Annotated in this window: 19 protein-coding genes and 2 tRNA genes; 19 read left to right on the top strand and 2 right to left on the bottom strand. The window is 68.3% G+C overall.

Annotation, left to right across the window (positions count from 1 at the left end):
* The first annotated feature begins 45 nt into the window (after nt 1-45).
* From NOW55_RS05740 to NOW55_RS05725, 4 genes are all read left to right on the top strand, one after another.
* Nucleotides 46-711, top strand: coding sequence for an Ntn hydrolase family protein (locus NOW55_RS05740; RefSeq protein ID WP_256399130.1), 666 nt, complete (start codon nt 46-48; stop codon nt 709-711).
* Entirely contained in the window at nt 712-1,425 is a 714-nt protein-coding gene (locus NOW55_RS05735; protein ID WP_256399129.1) for an archaeal proteasome endopeptidase complex subunit alpha, read from the top strand.
* 67 nt (nt 1,426-1,492) lie between these two features.
* Complete coding sequence (locus NOW55_RS05730; protein WP_256399128.1) at nt 1,493-2,680, top strand: MFS transporter; 1,188 nt, start codon at nt 1,493-1,495, stop codon at nt 2,678-2,680.
* Nucleotides 2,681-2,739: 59 nt separating this feature from the next.
* On the top strand, nt 2,740-3,186 hold the full coding sequence (locus tag NOW55_RS05725) for a hypothetical protein (RefSeq protein ID WP_256399127.1): 447 nt from the start codon (nt 2,740-2,742) through the stop codon (nt 3,184-3,186).
* A gap of 13 nt (nt 3,187-3,199) precedes the next feature.
* On the opposite strand, the gene NOW55_RS05720 is transcribed toward NOW55_RS05725, so the two are convergent.
* Entirely contained in the window at nt 3,200-4,144 is a 945-nt protein-coding gene (locus NOW55_RS05720) for a DUF7351 domain-containing protein (RefSeq protein ID WP_256399126.1), read from the bottom strand.
* A gap of 520 nt (nt 4,145-4,664) precedes the next feature.
* On the opposite strand from NOW55_RS05720, the gene NOW55_RS05715 reads away from it, so the two are divergent.
* The 15 genes from NOW55_RS05715 (at nt 4,665) to rpsB (ending at nt 14,150) form a co-directional block, all read left to right on the top strand.
* The gene (locus tag NOW55_RS05715; protein WP_256399125.1) at nt 4,665-6,548 is read left to right on the top strand and encodes an ABC transporter ATP-binding protein; all 1,884 of its coding nucleotides are present in this window, start codon (nt 4,665-4,667) and stop codon (nt 6,546-6,548) included.
* 107 nt (nt 6,549-6,655) lie between these two features.
* Nucleotides 6,656-7,822, top strand: coding sequence for a GTP 3',8-cyclase MoaA (gene moaA, locus NOW55_RS05710; protein ID WP_256399123.1), 1,167 nt, complete (start codon nt 6,656-6,658; stop codon nt 7,820-7,822).
* Between the two features lie 160 nt (nt 7,823-7,982).
* Nucleotides 7,983-8,067 (top strand) — tRNA-Ser (locus NOW55_RS05705).
* A 79-nt stretch (nt 8,068-8,146) separates the two neighbouring features.
* The gene (locus NOW55_RS05700) at nt 8,147-8,665 is read left to right on the top strand and encodes a 30S ribosomal protein S13 (protein WP_256399122.1); all 519 of its coding nucleotides are present in this window, start codon (nt 8,147-8,149) and stop codon (nt 8,663-8,665) included.
* Nucleotides 8,665-9,186, top strand: coding sequence for a 30S ribosomal protein S4 (locus NOW55_RS05695; RefSeq protein ID WP_256399121.1), 522 nt, complete (start codon nt 8,665-8,667; stop codon nt 9,184-9,186). The genes NOW55_RS05700 and NOW55_RS05695 overlap by 1 nt, the downstream gene beginning before the upstream one ends.
* Before the next feature lies 1 nt (nt 9,187).
* Nucleotides 9,188-9,580: a 30S ribosomal protein S11 gene (locus NOW55_RS05690; protein WP_256399120.1), complete on the top strand. Its 393-nt coding sequence runs from the start codon at nt 9,188-9,190 to the stop codon at nt 9,578-9,580.
* 3 nt (nt 9,581-9,583) lie between these two features.
* Nucleotides 9,584-10,330 (top strand): DNA-directed RNA polymerase subunit D, encoded by a 747-nt coding sequence (locus NOW55_RS05685; RefSeq protein ID WP_256399119.1) that lies wholly within the window; start codon nt 9,584-9,586, stop codon nt 10,328-10,330.
* 161 nt (nt 10,331-10,491) lie between these two features.
* Nucleotides 10,492-10,576 (top strand) — tRNA-Leu (locus tag NOW55_RS05680).
* Nucleotides 10,565-10,960 (top strand): 50S ribosomal protein L18e, encoded by a 396-nt coding sequence (locus NOW55_RS05675; RefSeq protein WP_368407739.1) that lies wholly within the window; start codon nt 10,565-10,567, stop codon nt 10,958-10,960. The genes NOW55_RS05680 and NOW55_RS05675 overlap by 12 nt, the downstream gene beginning before the upstream one ends.
* Nucleotides 10,957-11,394: a 50S ribosomal protein L13 gene (locus tag NOW55_RS05670; protein WP_256399117.1), complete on the top strand. Its 438-nt coding sequence runs from the start codon at nt 10,957-10,959 to the stop codon at nt 11,392-11,394. The genes NOW55_RS05675 and NOW55_RS05670 overlap by 4 nt, the downstream gene beginning before the upstream one ends.
* A complete protein-coding gene (locus NOW55_RS05665; RefSeq protein WP_256399116.1) occupies nt 11,388-11,783 on the top strand; it encodes a 30S ribosomal protein S9 in 396 nt (131 codons plus the stop codon). The genes NOW55_RS05670 and NOW55_RS05665 overlap by 7 nt, the downstream gene beginning before the upstream one ends.
* 12 nt (nt 11,784-11,795) lie before the next feature.
* Nucleotides 11,796-11,990: a DNA-directed RNA polymerase subunit N gene (locus NOW55_RS05660; RefSeq protein WP_256300202.1), complete on the top strand. Its 195-nt coding sequence runs from the start codon at nt 11,796-11,798 to the stop codon at nt 11,988-11,990.
* Nucleotides 11,990-12,169 carry a DNA-directed RNA polymerase subunit K gene (locus NOW55_RS05655; protein WP_256399115.1) on the top strand — a complete coding sequence of 60 codons (180 nt, stop codon included), beginning with the start codon at nt 11,990-11,992 and terminating at the stop codon, nt 12,167-12,169. Before NOW55_RS05660 ends, NOW55_RS05655 begins: the two co-directional genes overlap by 1 nt.
* Complete coding sequence (gene eno / locus NOW55_RS05650; RefSeq protein WP_256399114.1) at nt 12,166-13,371, top strand: phosphopyruvate hydratase; 1,206 nt, start codon at nt 12,166-12,168, stop codon at nt 13,369-13,371. The genes NOW55_RS05655 and eno overlap by 4 nt, the downstream gene beginning before the upstream one ends.
* Complete coding sequence (rpsB, locus tag NOW55_RS05645) at nt 13,368-14,150, top strand: 30S ribosomal protein S2 (RefSeq protein ID WP_256399113.1); 783 nt, start codon at nt 13,368-13,370, stop codon at nt 14,148-14,150. Before eno ends, rpsB begins: the two co-directional genes overlap by 4 nt.
* A 42-nt stretch (nt 14,151-14,192) precedes the next feature.
* Here the strand turns inward: rpsB and NOW55_RS05640 are convergent, their stop codons facing one another.
* Nucleotides 14,193-15,881: a histidine kinase N-terminal 7TM domain-containing protein gene (locus NOW55_RS05640; protein ID WP_256399111.1), complete on the bottom strand. Its 1,689-nt coding sequence runs from the start codon at nt 15,879-15,881 to the stop codon at nt 14,193-14,195.
* Between the last annotated feature and the right edge of the window lie 90 nt (nt 15,882-15,971).

The following is a 15,971-nucleotide window of genomic DNA, read 5'->3' as shown; positions in this document are numbered from 1 at the left end:
ATTCTTTAGCTAACACTTTTCCATCGGTGGCCCCTGCCATCTCCCATGCCCGAACCAGGTATCCGGACGGACAGACGCACCGAGTTCGAGGTATCGCACACCGAGACCGACGGTCCGGTCGTCGAGACCGGCACGACCATCGTCGCGCTGACCGCGCCCGACGCGGTGGTCGTCGCGGCCGACCGTCGGGCCAGCCTCGGCGGCCAGTTCGTCGCCAACAAGGACGTGACGAAGGTCGAGCAGGTCACCGAGCGTGCGGCGCTCGCGCTCTCGGGCTCCGTCGGCCCGCTCCAGTCGTTCACCGACACCCTCCGTGCGGAAGCGAACCTGTACGAGGCCCGTCGCGGCGACCGGCTCTCCACCGAGGCGCTGGCGAACGTCGCGGGGAACCTCGTCCGCGGCATCCCCGCGCAGGTCGTCCTCGCCGGCGTGGACGAGACCGGCCCAGCCGTGTACGAACTCGACGGCGGCGGCAGCGTCATGCGGACCGACTACGCGGCCGGCGGAAGCGGGATGCAGGTCGCCTACGGGACGCTCGAAGGCCGCGCCGAGGAAGTCGAGGGCGTCGCCGAGGCCCGCGAGCTGGCGGCCGACGCGGTCGCCGCGGCCAGCGAGCGCGACACCGCCAGCGGCAACGGCGTCACCGTCGCAACCGTCACGAGCGACGGCATCGAGTTCGACGAGGCCGCCGAGCCGGGGGAGGTGGTGTAGATGCAGGGTGGCGACGACCGGCGGAGCTACGACCGCGGCACCAGCATCTTCTCGCCCGACGGCCGGCTGTACCAGGTCGAGTACGCCCGCGAGGCCGTCCGGAAGGGGAGCGCGACGGTGGGCGTCACGACCGACGAGAGCGTCGTCTTCGCCTCGGACACCAGCACCCGGTCGCCCCTGCTCGAACGCGACAGCGTCGAGAAGATCCACGACGTGGACGGCCACCTCGGCGTCGCGAGCGCGGGCCACGTCGCCGACGCACGCCGGCTGGTCGACGAGGCGCGCCGGTTCGCCCAGACTGAGCGACTCCGGTACGGCGAGGCACCCGGCGTCGAGACGGCGGCCAAGGCAATCGCCGACGTCGTCCAGGAGTCGACCCAGACCGGCGGGATGCGCCCCTTCGGCGTCGCGCTGCTCGTCGGCGGCGTCGTCGACGGCGGGCCACGACTGTTCGAGACCGACCCATCGGGGACGCCGTCGGCGTGGCGCGCGACGGCTATCGGGAGTGGTAGCGATGAGATCCGCGACTACCTCGAGACCGAGTACGCCGACGGACTCGGCACCAGCGACGGCGTCGCGCTCGCACTCGACGCGCTCCGGACGGGGACGGACGGAATAACCCCCGGGGAGGCCGCCGTCGCCACGATGGACGCCGAGGGCTTCCGGACGGTCGACGACGACATCGTCGCCAGCCACTTCGACGGGGCGTCGTAGGCGGTTCTCGGCGTCGGTGGCGGCGGAATGCGCATCCGTTTTGTCCCCTCGGTCCCGACTGTCGGGCATGGAATCGACGGCACGCTCCGCACGGCTCCGGCTGGCCCTCGTCGTCTGGGGCGTGCTCGTCTCGCAGGTGTTCCTCTACCCCGGGCTCTCGGACCTCGTCGTCGCACTCGGCGCGCCGGCGGGCATCCAGGCGGGGATGTGGTTCCTCGTCGCCGAGTTCGCGGCGTTCGTCACCTTCGCGGGTGTCTGGGGCGTCGTCAGCGACGTGACCGGCAAGCGGGTCCCGTGGGTCGTCGTCGGGGCGGCCGGCGGTGCCGCCTGCTATCTCCTGCTCACCGCGTTCCCCTCGCTCGGACTCGGCTGGCCGGTCGTCCTCGTGGTCCGGCTCGTCGGCGGGGCGCTGACCATCGGCGCGTTCTCGCTCGCCATCACGATGCTGATGGACCTCTCGGGCGGCCACGGCCGGAACATGGGTGCGGCCGGCATCGCCATCGGGCTCGGTGCGGCGCTCGGCTCGGTCGTGGGTGGCCAGCTCTCGACGGTCGACCCGCTCGTGCCGCTGTACGCGAGTGCTGCGGTGCTGCTCGCCGCGGGGCTGCTCGCCGCGACGGTGCCAGACCGCACGCCGTCGAAGAGCCCTGGCGTGGGTGCCATCCTGACCCGACTCCGCGACCGACCCTCGCTCGCGGTGCCGTACGCCTTCGGCTTCATCGACCGCTCGACCGCGGGGTTCTTCTCGCTCGTCGGGGTGTACTACTTCCGCGACGCCTTCGGCCTCGACGCCGCGATGGCCGGCGTGACACTCGCGTGCTTCTTCCTGCCGTTCGCGCTGCTCCAGTACCCGTTCGGCTCGCTCTCGGACAGAATCGGCCGGTTCCTGCCCGTCGTCGGCGGGTCGGTCGTCTACGGGCTGACCATCGTCGCGGTCGGCGTCGCGCCCGTCTATCCCCTCGCGGCCGCCGCGATGGTCGCCGCCGGGGTCTGCGGCGCGCTGATGGCACCGGCGACGATGGCCCTCGTCACAGACATCGCCTCCGAGGACGGTCGCGGGGCCGCCATGGGCGGCTTCAACGTGTTCGGGAGCCTCGGCTTCCTGACGGGCTTCCTCGTCGGTGGGCTCGTCGTCGAGTCGGCCGACTACCTGTCGGCGTTCCTCGTCGTCGGCGGGCTGGAGCTCGCCATCGCGCTGCTCGCGCTGCCGGCGGTTCGCCGGGTCGCGCCGCGGGTGAGCGAACAGCCGTCCTGAATCGGGTGGCAGGTGCCACCGGGTGAAGCTTCTTGCCGGTGGCGGACAAGCTGCGGACGATGCCCTCCACTCCGTTCGAGCGTCCCGTCGTAGACCGCCTCGGTCGGACGGTCACCGTCGCGGTGGTTGCCGGGATTTTCGGCGTCGGCTTCGACCGGTACGCCGCGGCTGCCGGCCGCGAGGACCCGCTCCTCGACCTGCTCACTGTGTTCGGCGTCTGGAGCTTCGTCGCCGTGCTGGTCGTGCTGGCGGCAGTTCCGACCGCGAACCGACGGGACCCCTGGTACTCCGTCGGTATCGCCTTCGGGTTCGCGGCGTCGGCGACGTACGCGACCGGCTGGCCGTATGCGCTGTCGACCCCGACCGTCGTCGAGAAGCTCTGGGCCGCCCTGTTCGTCGGTCTCGTCGCGGTGCTACTCGTCGGACTTCCGGCGGTCGGTCTCGGTCTGTGTTGGCGGCGGCTCCGGGGGCACCTCCGGTTCGGTGACGGCGAGACCGTGGAGTGACGACTGTGTCGACCTACGCTGACTCCGCCTCTGCCGCTTCCGCGTCGGCTGCGTCACCTGCTTCCGGCGTCGCCGGCTCGACGCTCCGGCGCTGGTGCTCGACGACGGAGCCGTCCCGGGCGACGTACAGCGCCAGCTCCTCGTCGTCGAGTCCGGTCGTCACGCGCACGGCGAGCGGGTCGGTCGAGAGCAGCGTCTCGCGCCACTCGCCGCCGACGTTCCAGACGGGGCGGTCGGTCACGTCCTCGTCGTGGTCGTGGTAGAAGGCGACGACGCTCGGGTGGTCGAAGACGGTGAGGGAGACGGGGCAGCGGAGCCGGTCGCCACAGCCCTCGCAGGCGTACCGGGCGGTGACGGGCTGCGGGCGGTCGTCGCCGTCGGCCTCGTGTCCCACGCCATCGTCGACGGGTTCGACCCGCGACCGCACCCTCCCGCCACAGGTCGGGCAGATGCCGTCGCCGAACGCGCCGATCCGGTGGCGGTGGTACCGGTCGAACGCCGCGGGGAGGCTATCGTCGTCGTGGGTCGCGTAGCCCGCGGGTGGGAACGGCAGTTCGAGCAGGTCGCGCTCGCAGGCCACACAGCCGACTGTGGTGACATTGTCCGCAGTTCGGGCTTCGAGCGCGGCCTCGTCGCAGAACGGGCACGGTTCGTCGAGCGCGACGGGCTCGCGGTCGACGCTGTCGGTGTACGCGCCGGCAGCGACGCCACGGGCGACGCGCAGCCCGGCGTCGGTGAGCTCGTAGCGTTCGTCCGAGCGTTTTCGGACGAACGTGCCGACGAGCTGGCGGAGGTGGTAGGCGAAGCCGGCGGAGGTGTCCTCGTCGCTGGCGTCGAACAGCTCCGAGAACGAGCGGTCGACCGGGCCACCGTCCTCGACGAGTGTCTGCAGGACGCCCATCCGGGTCTCGCTCCCGAGCGCGTCGAAGGCGTCGCTCGCATCACCGCCGTCGGTCATGGAGGGTCGTAGCCACCGGTGGGGGAAAGGTTTGCTGCCCGCGGTGACCGTCGTGGGTATCCGAAAACACATTGTAGAATGTTAGCATGGGTCAGGCAGCTTCTTTATACGGGGGGTTGACAGAACGAACGAGGAACAACGATGCTCCACGTCCCCGTCTTCGAAGCCTGATTCTTCCCGCCACCACGAAGGGGTGGCGGGGTCGGTCGCACGTCGGCCGTAGCCGCAGCACCGCGGCTACTCCGGCACACCCCCGACGACCCGACCGCTCGACGCACTGGAGCATCGACGCCCGACCTCGCTTCGGTCGGGCGACACACGCGGACCCCCTGAGGAACCACAGTATGTACGAGACCACCGCAGCCACGACGCACGACCCCAGGACGGAACCGATTCACGAGACGTCGACCGCCCGGGTGCAGGGAAGGGCGGCTGATACGACGCACGAAACCACGACACGCCCGACACGATCCACCGGACGAAAACGCTCGCTACGACCACAGACACCACCGACGACACGATGACGGACACACCACAGGACGACGACGAAGACGACACGTTCGAGGAGCAACGAGAGCGGGTGGACCGCCCGATGGTCCGGCTGTTCCGCGAGTACGGCCGGGAGCACTGGCTGGCGATCGTCGGCGGCGTCGTCATGGGACTGGCCGCCCACACGATGGCGCTGCTGCCGACGTACGTGCTCGCCGAGACCATCGACGCGGTGTTCCTCCAGACGAAGCCACAGTACTCGCTGCCGCTGGTGCCGCAGGCGGTCGTGCCCGGCTCGCGGACCGGACAGTTCTGGTTCTCGGTCGGGCTCGTCGGACTGACGTACGTCTGCTCGACGGTGTTCACCTGGCTGATGGGGCTCGGACTGAACTCGTTCGCCCAGTCGGTCCAGCACACCGTCCGCGCGGACAGCTACGACGCCATGCAGCGGCTCGACTACGAGTTCTTCGCCGACAAGCAGACCGGCGAGCTGATGAGCGTGCTGAACAACGACGTGAACCGGCTGGAGCAGTTCCTGAACGGCGGGCTGTTCATCGCCACGATGCTGGTGGTGAACGTCGGCGTGACCGCGGTCCTGCTCGCGTACCTCCAGTGGCAGCTGGCCATCCTGACGATGGTGACGGTGCCGCTCATCGGCTACTTCACATACAAGTTCGTCCAGATCATCCAGCCGATGTACTCCGAGGTGCGCTCGACGGTCGGGCAGCTGAACTCCCGGCTGGAGAACAACCTCGGCGGCATCGAGGTCATCAAGGCCAGTACCACCGAGGACTTCGAGGCCGACCGCGTCACCGACGCCTCTAACGAGTACTTCGAGAAGAACTGGGACGCCATCACGACGCGCGTGAAGTTCTTCCCCGGACTGCGGCTGACCGCCGGTGTCGGGTTCGTGCTCACCTTCGCCGTCGGCGGCCACTGGGTGCTCACCCAGCAGGCCCCGCCGTTCATGAGCGGCCAGCTCACCGTCGGGACGTTCGTCGCGTTCGTCTACCTCGGCCAGCGGTTCATCTGGCCGATGAGCCAGTTCGGCGAACTCGTGAACCTCTACCAGAACGCCCGTGCCTCCGCCGAGCGCATCTTCGGGCTGATGGACGAGCCGAAGACACTCGGCGCGGACGAGGACCTGCCCGAGCTCACCGTCGACGAAGGCCGGGTGGCGTACGACGACGTGACGTTCGGCTACGAGGACGACGAGACCGTCCTCGAAGACGTCTCGTTCGACGTCTCCGGAGGCGAGATGCTCGCGCTGGTCGGGCCGACGGGGGCCGGCAAGTCGACGGTGCTCAAGCTCCTGCTCCGGCTCTACGACGTCGACGACGGGAGCATCCGGGTGGACGGACAGGACATAAGGGAGGTCACCCCAGCGAGCCTGCGCGACGCCGTCGGCTACGTGAGCCAGGACACCTACCTGTTCTACGGTAGCGTGCGCGACAACATCGCCTACGGGCGGTTCGACGCCACCGACGAGGAGGTCCGCGAGGCCGCGAAGGCCGCCGACGCTCACGAGTTCATCACCGACTTCTCGGACGGCTACGACACCGAGGTCGGCGAGCGCGGCGTGAAGCTGTCGGGCGGCCAGCGCCAGCGCATCGGTATCGCCCGGGTGCTGCTCCGGGACCCCGACATCCTCCTGCTCGACGAGGCGACCTCCGACGTGGACACGGAGACCGAGCTCCGCATCCAGGAGAGCATCGAGGACCTCGTCGAGGACCGCACCGTGGTCGCCATCGCCCACCGGCTCTCGACCGTGAAGGACGCGGACCAGATCCTCGTGCTGGAGGAGGGCCGGGTCGAGGAGCGGGGCACCCACGACGAACTGCTCGCCGAGGATGGCACCTACGCCGACCTCTGGGGCGTGCAAGCCGGCGAGCTGGAGACGATTCCGGGGATGTAACCGGTCGAGCCGTACCATCGCCACCGGCCAGCAGTCGCCCCGGGACCGGTCAGTTCCGCCGCTGCTCGACGGCGGATTTAAGCACGTCCGAACCAACTGTGTGACACATGCTCGCAGACGAGTTCGGTCGGGAGGTCTCCGGGGTGCGGGTCTCACTGACCGACCGGTGCAACTTCGACTGCGTCTACTGCCACAACGAGGGGCTGGGCGACACGCGCGGCCCGATGGCACCCCAGGACCACGAGATGAGCGCCGACGACGTGGTCCGCTTCCTGGAGGTCGCCGCCGAGTTCGGCGTCGACAGCGTGAAGTTCACCGGCGGCGAGCCGATGCTCCGGCAGGACCTGGAGGAGATCATCCGCCGGACACCGGACTCGATGGAGGCCTCGATGACGACGAACGGGACGTTCCTCCCCGGCCGCGCCGAGGCCCTCGTCGACGCCGGGCTCTCGCGGGTGAACGTCTCGCAGGACGCGCTCGACCCCGAGCAGTTCGCCGCCGTCACGCAGTCCGGCGCGTACGACCGCGTGCTCGAAGGGGTCGAGGCCGCCCTCGACGCCGGGCTCGCGCCGGTGAAGCTCAACATGGTCGTCTTCGAGAAGACCGCGGGCTACGTCCCCGAGATGGTCGACCACGTCGCCGAGAACGACGGGATCCAGCTGCAACTCATCGAGTACATGCCGGAACTCGTCGGCAAGCCCGAGTGGGCAATCGACATCGACCGCGTCCACGACTGGCTGGCCGAGCGCGCCGACAGGGTCGAGCACCGCGAGATGCACGACCGCAAGCGCTACTGGATTCGAGACGAGGACGGTGACGGCGGCGCGGGCGGCGAGGCCGGCGAGAGCGATGCTGGCGGCGCGGGCGGCACGGACGGCACGGGCGGCGCGTCGGCAGGCGAGGTCGACGGGACGACCGGCGGCATGGTCGAGATCGTCGACCCCGTCGAGAACCCGACGTTCTGTGCGAACTGCCATCGGGTGCGGGTGACCCACGACGGCTACCTGAAGGGCTGTCTCAACCGGAACGACGACCTGCGGTCGATGGGCGAGATGACGAAGGCCGAGATCCGCGAGACGTTCCGCGAGACGGTCGCCAACCGCGTCCCCTTCTACGGCGAGTACATGGTCCGGAACGGCGACGGCGAGTGGGAGGTCAACGACGAGTACGTCGACGCTCCGGACGACGATGGAGGGGATGATGGCACCGACGCCACCGACCCCCAACCCGCCTACGACGGCGGGGTCGAGGACGGCTACGGCTCGGTCGACTGACGTCCCAACGCCGTTCCCCGGGGAGAATCGCCAGCATGCGACCGCTCCTCACCACGGGTGCGTTCCGTTGGGCTTAAGTAGTGTACCGGGAAAGGTTGGGACGCACTACGCTGTAGGGGCATCGGTCCCGAGTCCGAGAGGGCGAAGATAACACACGCGAGTCGTGGTAGCCAAGCCTGGCCCAAGGCGCAGGGTTGCTAACTCTGTGGCGTCAAGCCTCCTGGGTTCGAATCCCAGCCACGACGTCGGACCTTCACACCGGCTTTTGGGCACGGTGTGACCATCCAACCAGAAGTGCAGCGCGCACTTCGCACACCACCACACATGAGTGCAGAAGAACCACAGGACGAGCAAGACGACGAAGACCTTCAGTACTTCGTCCGCATCGGGCAGACAGACCTCGATGGGACGAAGTCCGTCGAACGCTCGCTCATCGAGATGAACGGCATCGGCCGACGCACGGCGCGTATCATCGCCGACAAGGCGGGCGTCGACCGGACGGCCACGTTCGGCCGTCTGGACGACGACGCGATCGACGCCGTCGTCGAGAAAGTAGAGGAGTACGCCGACGAAGTCCCGACCTGGCTCACCAACCGCCAGAACGACTTCTACACCGGCGAGACCACCCACGAGGTCGGCAACGAGCTCCAGATGTCCCGGCGCTACGACATCAACCGGATGAAGATGATCAGCTCCTACCGGGGCGTCCGGCACAAGAAGGGACAGAAGGTGCGCGGCCAGCGCACGAAGTCCACCGGTCGTACCGAGGGGACCATCGGCGTCAACGTCGAGGAGATCCGTGAGCAGGAGGCCGAGGAGGCCGCCGAGGAGGGTGACGAGTAATGGCGCTCGGTAGCAACACGAAGTCCTACGAGACGCCGAACCACCCGTGGCAGGGCGAGCGCATCTCCGAGGAACACAGCCTCGTCGAGCGCTACGGCCTGAAGAACAAGGAGGAGCTCTGGCGAGCACAGTCCGAGCTGCGCGACTACCGTCGCGAGGCCCGTGACCTGCTCGGCCAGACCCAGTCCGAGGACGACGTCGCCACCGCCGGCGGCGACTTCCTCACGCGACTGAAGCGCATCGGCATCCTCAACGAGGAGGACCGACTCGACCAGGTCCTGTCCCTCGAGATCTCGGACATCCTCGAACGCCGTCTCCAGACGGTGGCCTACCGCAAGGGGCTGGCCAACACGACCAGCCAGGCGCGGCAGTTCATCGTCCACGGACACATCACCGTCGAGGGCGCACGCGTCCGCGTGCCCTCGTACACGGTCGAGGTATCCGAGGAGGACAGCATCGCGTTCGACGAGAACAGTCCGCTCGTGGACGACCTGCACCCCGAGCGTGCGGAGGGTCAGTAACATGGCAGAACAAGAAGAGGACAAGTGGGGCGTCGCCCACGTACACGCATCGTTCAACAACACCGTCATGACGGTCACGGACCTGACCGGCGCGGAGACCATCGCGAAGTCCTCCGGCGGGACTGCTGTCAAGCAGAACCGCGACGAGGCGTCGCCCTATGCGGCGATGCAGATGGTCGAGTCCATCGCGGACGAGATCCGCGCGGCTGGCATCGAGGGCCTGCACGTTCGCGTGCGTGGCCCCGGTGGCAACCTGCAGAAGTCCCCCGGACCGGGTGCGCAGGCGGCGATTCGCGCACTCGCACGTGAGGACTTCGAGATCGGCCGCATCGAGGACGTCACACCGATCCCGCACGACGGGTCCCGAGCACCGAAGGGCAAGGGCGGGTTCTGAGCCATGGACGAGGACTACGAGGTCGAGTTCGTCGAACGCGGCGACCGGAAGGCGCTGTTCCTCGTTCGCGGGGTGACCCCCGCGTTCGCGAACGGCATCCGGCGGACGATGATCGCCGACGTGCCCACCCTCGCCATCGACGAGGTGCGCGTCATCGAGAACTCGTCGGTGATGTTCGACGAGCAGATCGCGCTCCGTCTGGGGCTCGTGCCGCTCACGACCCCGCCGAACGAGTTCACCGAGGACGACGTCGTCACGCTCTCCATCGACGTGGAGGGCCCGGCGACGGCGTACTCGGGCGACCTCGTCAGCGCGGACGAGATGGTCCAGCCCGCGGACCAGAACGTCCCCATCATCGAGCTGAAGGACGGCCAGCGTCTCGAACTCGAAGCCGACGCGGTCCTCGAAACCGGCAAGGCACACGCCAAGCATCAGGGCGGCGTCTCGGTCGGCTACCGGCACCTCCAGCGCGTGGAGGTCGTCGGCGACGCCGACGAGTTCGAGGAGAGCGAACCGAACATCGTGCGAGGCGTCGTCGAGATCGACGGCGAACTCGTCGACACGGCCGAGTTCGACAACGACCTCACCCAGAAGTTCCCCGGGAAGGAGGTCGCGGTGCACGACGTCGAGAAGGCGTTCGTGTTCCACGTCGAGACGGACGGGTCGATGACGGTCGAGGAGCTCGTCAACCGCGCCACCGACTCAATCGAGTCGCGGGCGGTCGAGCTCGAAGACGCGGTATCGTTGTAAGAACATGACCTCTTCCAACCACACCCTGACGGCTGCACGCGGGGGCGAGACCACGTGGTCTCGCACGCGGAGCGACGACGCTCCCGTCCCCGACTCGTGGTCGACAACCGAAAGTGGTTTGAAGGGGGGCACAGAAGGGATGTGTACCCGCAAGGGTGCGAGCAGGGATAGCCAAGTCTGGCCAACGGCGCAGCGTTCAGGGCGCTGTCCCATAGGGGTCCGCAGGTTCGAATCCTGCTCCCTGCATCCACTTCTACCGAAACTAGCAGGAGGAAAGTCATGAGTAAGACAAACCCACGGCTCAGCAGTCTCATCGCCGAGCTGAAGTCGGTGTCCAGAGAAACGGACGCTGACGTCTGGAGCGACGTAGCAACCCGACTCGAGAAGCCCCGCCGCACGCACGCGGAGGTCAATCTCGGTCGGATCGAGCGATACGCACAGGAAGACGAGACGGTCATCGTGCCGGGCAAGGTGCTCGGTTCGGGTGCCCTCTCGAAGTCGGTCACCGTCGCGGCGGTCGACTTCTCGTCGTCCGCGGAGACCAAGATCGACCAGGTCGGCGAATCGCTCGAACTGGAACAGGCAATCGAACAGAACCCCAACGGCTCGAACGTCCGGGTGATCCGATGAGTCTCGCAGAGTTCGACGCAGACGTCATCGTGGACGCCAGCGACTGTATCCTCGGTCGCGTCGCGTCCCTGGTCGCAGAGCGCGCCCTCGACGGCGAGACCATCGCGGTCGTCAACGCCGAAGAGGCCATCATCACGGGTTCGGAGGACGACATCATGTCGACCTACCGGAAGCGTGTCGAGGTCGGCTCCGACAGCGGCCCGTACTACCCGAAGCGCCCGGACCGCATCTTCAAGCGGTCCATCCGCGGTATGATGCCGTACAAGACGACGGCCGGCCGCGAGGCGTTCGAGGGCGTCCGCGTCTACCTCGGTAACCCGTACGACGAGGACGGCGAGGTGCTCGACGGCACGTCGCTGGATCGGCTCTCGAACATCAAGTTCGTCCAGCTGGGCGAGGTCTCGGCTGAACTGGGTGCAAACGTCACATGGTAACGAACACATCAGGCAAGAAGAAGACGGCCATCGCCCGCGCGACCGTCAAAGAAGGCGAGGGTCGCGTTCGAATCAACTCCAAGCCGGTCGAGCTCGTCGAACCCGAGATCTCCCGGCTCAAGATGCTGGAGCCGTTCCGCATCGTCGACGACGTCCGCGACGACGTGGACGTCGACGTCGAGGTCTCCGGTGGCGGCATCACCGGCCAGGCCGACGCGGTGCGCACCGCGATCGCCCGTGGCCTCGTCCAGCACTCCGGCGACGCCGAACTCCGCGACGCGTACATGGAGTTCGACCGCTCGCTGCTGGTCAACGACGTCCGCCAGTCCGAACCCAAGAAGTGGGGCGGCCCCGGCGCTCGGGCCCGCTACCAGAAGTCCTACCGCTAAGGTGATTCAACCATGATGGTACCAGTCCGGTGTTTCACGTGCGGTAACGTCGTCGGCGAGCACTGGGAGGAGTTCAAAGCACGGACCCGAGAGGACGACGAGGACCCCGAGGAGGTGCTCGACGAGCTGGGCGTCGACCGCTACTGCTGTCGTCGCATGCTCGTCTCGCACAAGGACCTCGTCGACATCGTGAGCCCCTACCAGTAATGCCCCGACAACGATACAACCGGTACGAGAAGGCACGCATCCTCGGCGCGCGAGCGCTGCAGGTGTCCTACGGTGCGCCGGTCCTCATCGAGACGGACCAGACGGAGCCGATCCTCGTCGCCGCGGAGGAGTACGACGCGGACGCGCTTCCGTTCACGGTCAAACGAGGACAGGAATGACGCTCGTCAGCGACGTCCGACTCCGGCGTGTGCTCGACTCCCGTGGCAACCCCACCGTCGAGGCCGACGTGCTCACCGAGAGCGGTGGCTTCGGCCGTGCGGCTGCGCCGTCGGGTGCGAGCACCGGCGAGTACGAGGCGGTCGAGCTCCCACCGGGCGAGGCCATCGCGAACGCGCGCGAAGATGCGTTCCCGCGTCTCGTCGGCCAGGTGTACGCCGGGAACCAGCGCGAGGTCGACGCCGCACTCCACGCGGCCGACGGCACCGACGACTTCTCCGGCATCGGCGCGAACAGCGCGGTCGCCATCTCGATGGCGGCGGCGAAGGCCGGTGCGGACGTGCTCGGCGCGCCGCTGTTCCAGCACCTCGGCGGTGCGTTCCGCGGCGAGAACTTCCCGATTCCGCTGGGCAACGTCGTCGGCGGCGGCGAACACGCGGCCGACGCGACCCACATCCAGGAGTTCCTCGCGGCACCGGTCGGCGCGCCGAACGTCGCTGATGCGGTGTTCGCGAACGCGGCGGTCCACGAGGCCGTCGCGGACCTGCTCGACGAGCGCGGCGTCGCCTGCGGCAAGGGTGACGAGGGTGCCTGGGCGCCGTCCATCGACGACGCCGAGGCGTTCGAGGTCGTCGAGGAGGCGACGGCGCTCGTCGAGGACGAGGTCGGCTTCGAGGTCGGCTTCGGCCTCGACGTGGCCGCCGCGGAGCTGTACGACGCCGACGACGAGGTGTACCGCTACGGCGACGACGAGCGGACGACCGCAGAGCAGATCGACTACATCGCGGGACTCGTCGACGAGTACGACCTCGTCTACGTCGAGGACCCCCTCGACGAGGACGACTACGAGAGCTACGCGACGCTGACCGACCGCGTGGGTCACCGCACGCTCGTCTGTGGGGACGACCTGTTCGTCACCAACACGGAGCGGCTCTCGACCGGCATCGAGCTCGGTGCCGGCAACAGCATCCTCATCAAGCCGAACCAGATCGGGACGCTGACTGACGCGTTCGACGCGGTCGAACTCGCCGTGAAGAACGGCTACGACCCGGTCATCTCCCACCGCTCGGGCGAGACCGAGGACACGACCATCGCACACCTCGCCGTCGCGACCGACGCGCCGTTCATCAAGACGGGCGCGGTCGGTGGCGAGCGAACCGCCAAGCTGAACGAACTCATCCGAATCGCAGACGACGCACTATGACAGACCAGGAACCCGAACAGGAGGGGCTCGACGCGTCCGACTCCGACGTGGACCTCGACGCCGCCGACGAGGCGGCCGACGAGGAACCCGTCGAGGACGCCGCGCCCGCCGAGGAACAGGACGCCGAGGCCGTCGAGGCCGAGGCCGAACCAGAGGAGGAGGAGTCCGCGCTCGACGAGGACGTCATGGCCGACGACGAGGCCGACCTGCTCATCCCCGTCGAGGACTACCTCGGTGCCGGTGTCCACATCGGTACCCAGCAGAAGACCAAGGACATGGAGCGGTTCATCCACCGCGTCCGGACCGACGGCCTGTACGTCCTCGACGTCGGGATGACCGACAGCCGCATCCGCACGGCTGCGGACTTCCTCGCGAACTACAGTCCCGAGCAGATCCTCGTCACGTCCTCGCGCCAGTACGGTCGGTTCCCGGCCGAGAAGTTCGCCGACGCGGTCGGCGCGCGCGCCCGGACGGGTCGGTTCATCCCCGGCACGCTGACGAACCCGAAGTACGACGGCTACATCGAGCCGGACGTCGTGGTCGTCACCGACCCCATCGGTGACGCACAGGCCGTCAAGGAGGCCATCACGGTCGGCATCCCGGTCATCGCGATGTGCGACTCGAACAACCAGACGAGCAACGTCGACCTCGTCGTCCCGACGAACAACAAGGGGCGCAAGGCGCTGTCGGTCGTCTACTGGCTGCTCGCCAACGAGACGCTCGACCGCCGCGGTGCCGAGCCGACGTACTCCCTGGACGACTTCGAGAGCGGTATCTGAACTGGCTGGTTTTTCCCGTTTACCACCGGCGCGGAGCGACAGCTACGTGGCGCGTTCGGCCGTCGGGGCGACGAACTCGACGTTCCGGACCTCGAAGCGTGCGCCGCCGGCGTCGGACTCGCCAACGGTGAGCGTCCAGCCGTGGGCGCGGACGACGCTGTCGACGATGGAGAGTCCGAGACCGGTGCCGCTGTCACTGCTCGAGTAGCCGGATTCGACGACCTGCTCGCGCTCCTCGGGTGGGATACCGTGGCCGTCGTCCGCGACGAAGAAGCCGTCGCCGTCGTCGATCGCGTCGACGGTGACGGTGACGGAACGACCGCCGTGTTCCACGGCGTTGCGGAACAGGTTCTCGAAGCTCCGCTGGAGCTGGCTGCGGTCGCCGGACACGGTGCGGTCGAGGTCGCAGACGAGTGTTGCGTCCGCGGTATCGACCTGCGCCCAGGCGTCGGTCACGACGCTCTCGACGGGGACGGGCGACGGGTCGTCGACGGCCTCGCCGTCGCGTGCGAGGGCGAGCACGTCTTCGACGATGCGGTCCATGCGCTCGTGGCTGGTCCGGACCTCCTCGATGTAGGCGGTTCCCTCCTCGTCATCGACGTGGTCTGCGAGCAGTTCGACGTAGCCGTCGGCGACGTTCAGGGGGTTGCGGAGGTCGTGGCTGACGACGCGCGCGAACTGGTCGAGGCGTTCGTTCTGCCGTTCGAGCTCTCGTTCGTGTTCGATGCGGTCGGTCACGTCCTGGAGGAGGGAGACCGCCCCCGCCCGGCTGCCGAGGTCGGCTCGTTCGACCTCCACGTAGCTGCGACCGTCCCCTGTCTCGACGGACACCGGCTCCTCGGGGGGCGTCTCGGCCTCGACCGCACATCGTAGCGCGGGGTGCGCCGAGAGCGCCTCCGCGACCGGTTCGCCGACCACGGTCTCGTCAATGTCGAGCAGACGCTCAGCCGCGGGGTTGCTGTCTATCAGCTGGCCACGCTCGTTCACGACGAGGACGCCCTCGGAGAGCGTCTCAAGGACCTGCGAGCGGGCGACCGGCGGTACCTCGACGAGGTCGTACCGGAACAGGCCGACCCAGAGCGCGACGACGCTGAGCGCGAAGGAGGGCTCGGTGACGGTGAACCGCGGCGAGAGGATGCCGTCGACGAACGTCCCCGCCCAGGGGAGCACGAGCGCGACGAGGATGGCGACGGCCTGCCCGCGGTAGAGGTTCCGGGCCCGGTAGCTCAGCTGCAGGAGGAGCGCGGTGGTGACCGCCAGCAGGACGGACATGTAGGCGAGGTGGACGTAGAACCAGGCGGCGTGCTCGACGACGAGCAGTCGACCGGTCGCGGGGTCGAGTCCGATCGACTCGTGGACGAGCCCGTGTCGCTCGGTCGTGAACACGAGTCCGAGCGCGACCAGCGGTTCGACGGCGAGCGCCCCGACCAGCCCAGGCGTGACCAGGTGATCTCGCCCGGTGTACGAGAGGGTGAAGAGCAGGAGGGCGACGCCGGCGACGGCGGAGCCGACGAACGTCAGCTTCAGCCAGGCGACGGAGGCGGCCTCGGACGCGGCGACAGTTGACGCCGCCTGCGTCGTCGTCCAGAACGCGATTCCGAGGAGCGAGACCACGAACCAGCGGCCACCCCGGGTTGCGTCGTCCCGTCGGCGGACGATGACCGCGATGGTCACCGCGACGACGGCCGAGAACAGCATACTGGCCACGTGGGCGACGAGGAGACGGTTCACGCGATTGTCGGAGAGACGGCGGGACGACTTAGGAAGGTTCTGGCCCACTGGGTAGGTACGAATCGACAACACTCATACGAGTGGCGGGGA

Source organism: Haloarchaeobius litoreus (assembly GCF_024495425.1).
GTDB classification, from domain to species: domain Archaea; phylum Halobacteriota; class Halobacteria; order Halobacteriales; family Natrialbaceae; genus Haloarchaeobius; species Haloarchaeobius litoreus.
The sequence above is the reverse complement of the archived record's forward strand: the minus strand, read 5'-3'. Positions and strand labels throughout refer to the sequence as shown.

Coding starts and splice junctions, on each gene's coding strand:
- NOW55_RS05740 (WP_256399130.1), top strand. CDS start 46: ATGCCCGAACCAGGTATCCGGACGGACAGACGCACCGAGTTCGAGGTA.
- NOW55_RS05735 (WP_256399129.1), top strand. CDS start 712: ATGCAGGGTGGCGACGACCGGCGGAGCTACGACCGCGGCACCAGCATC.
- NOW55_RS05730 (WP_256399128.1), top strand. CDS start 1,493: ATGGAATCGACGGCACGCTCCGCACGGCTCCGGCTGGCCCTCGTCGTC.
- NOW55_RS05725 (WP_256399127.1), top strand. CDS start 2,740: ATGCCCTCCACTCCGTTCGAGCGTCCCGTCGTAGACCGCCTCGGTCGG.
- NOW55_RS05720 (WP_256399126.1), bottom strand. CDS start 4,144: ATGACCGACGGCGGTGATGCGAGCGACGCCTTCGACGCGCTCGGGAGC.
- NOW55_RS05715 (WP_256399125.1), top strand. CDS start 4,665: ATGACGGACACACCACAGGACGACGACGAAGACGACACGTTCGAGGAG.
- moaA (WP_256399123.1), top strand. CDS start 6,656: ATGCTCGCAGACGAGTTCGGTCGGGAGGTCTCCGGGGTGCGGGTCTCA.
- NOW55_RS05700 (WP_256399122.1), top strand. CDS start 8,147: ATGAGTGCAGAAGAACCACAGGACGAGCAAGACGACGAAGACCTTCAG.
- NOW55_RS05695 (WP_256399121.1), top strand. CDS start 8,665: ATGGCGCTCGGTAGCAACACGAAGTCCTACGAGACGCCGAACCACCCG.
- NOW55_RS05690 (WP_256399120.1), top strand. CDS start 9,188: ATGGCAGAACAAGAAGAGGACAAGTGGGGCGTCGCCCACGTACACGCA.
- NOW55_RS05685 (WP_256399119.1), top strand. CDS start 9,584: ATGGACGAGGACTACGAGGTCGAGTTCGTCGAACGCGGCGACCGGAAG.
- NOW55_RS05670 (WP_256399117.1), top strand. CDS start 10,957: ATGAGTCTCGCAGAGTTCGACGCAGACGTCATCGTGGACGCCAGCGAC.
- NOW55_RS05665 (WP_256399116.1), top strand. CDS start 11,388: ATGGTAACGAACACATCAGGCAAGAAGAAGACGGCCATCGCCCGCGCG.
- NOW55_RS05660 (WP_256300202.1), top strand. CDS start 11,796: ATGATGGTACCAGTCCGGTGTTTCACGTGCGGTAACGTCGTCGGCGAG.
- NOW55_RS05655 (WP_256399115.1), top strand. CDS start 11,990: ATGCCCCGACAACGATACAACCGGTACGAGAAGGCACGCATCCTCGGC.
- eno (WP_256399114.1), top strand. CDS start 12,166: ATGACGCTCGTCAGCGACGTCCGACTCCGGCGTGTGCTCGACTCCCGT.
- rpsB (WP_256399113.1), top strand. CDS start 13,368: ATGACAGACCAGGAACCCGAACAGGAGGGGCTCGACGCGTCCGACTCC.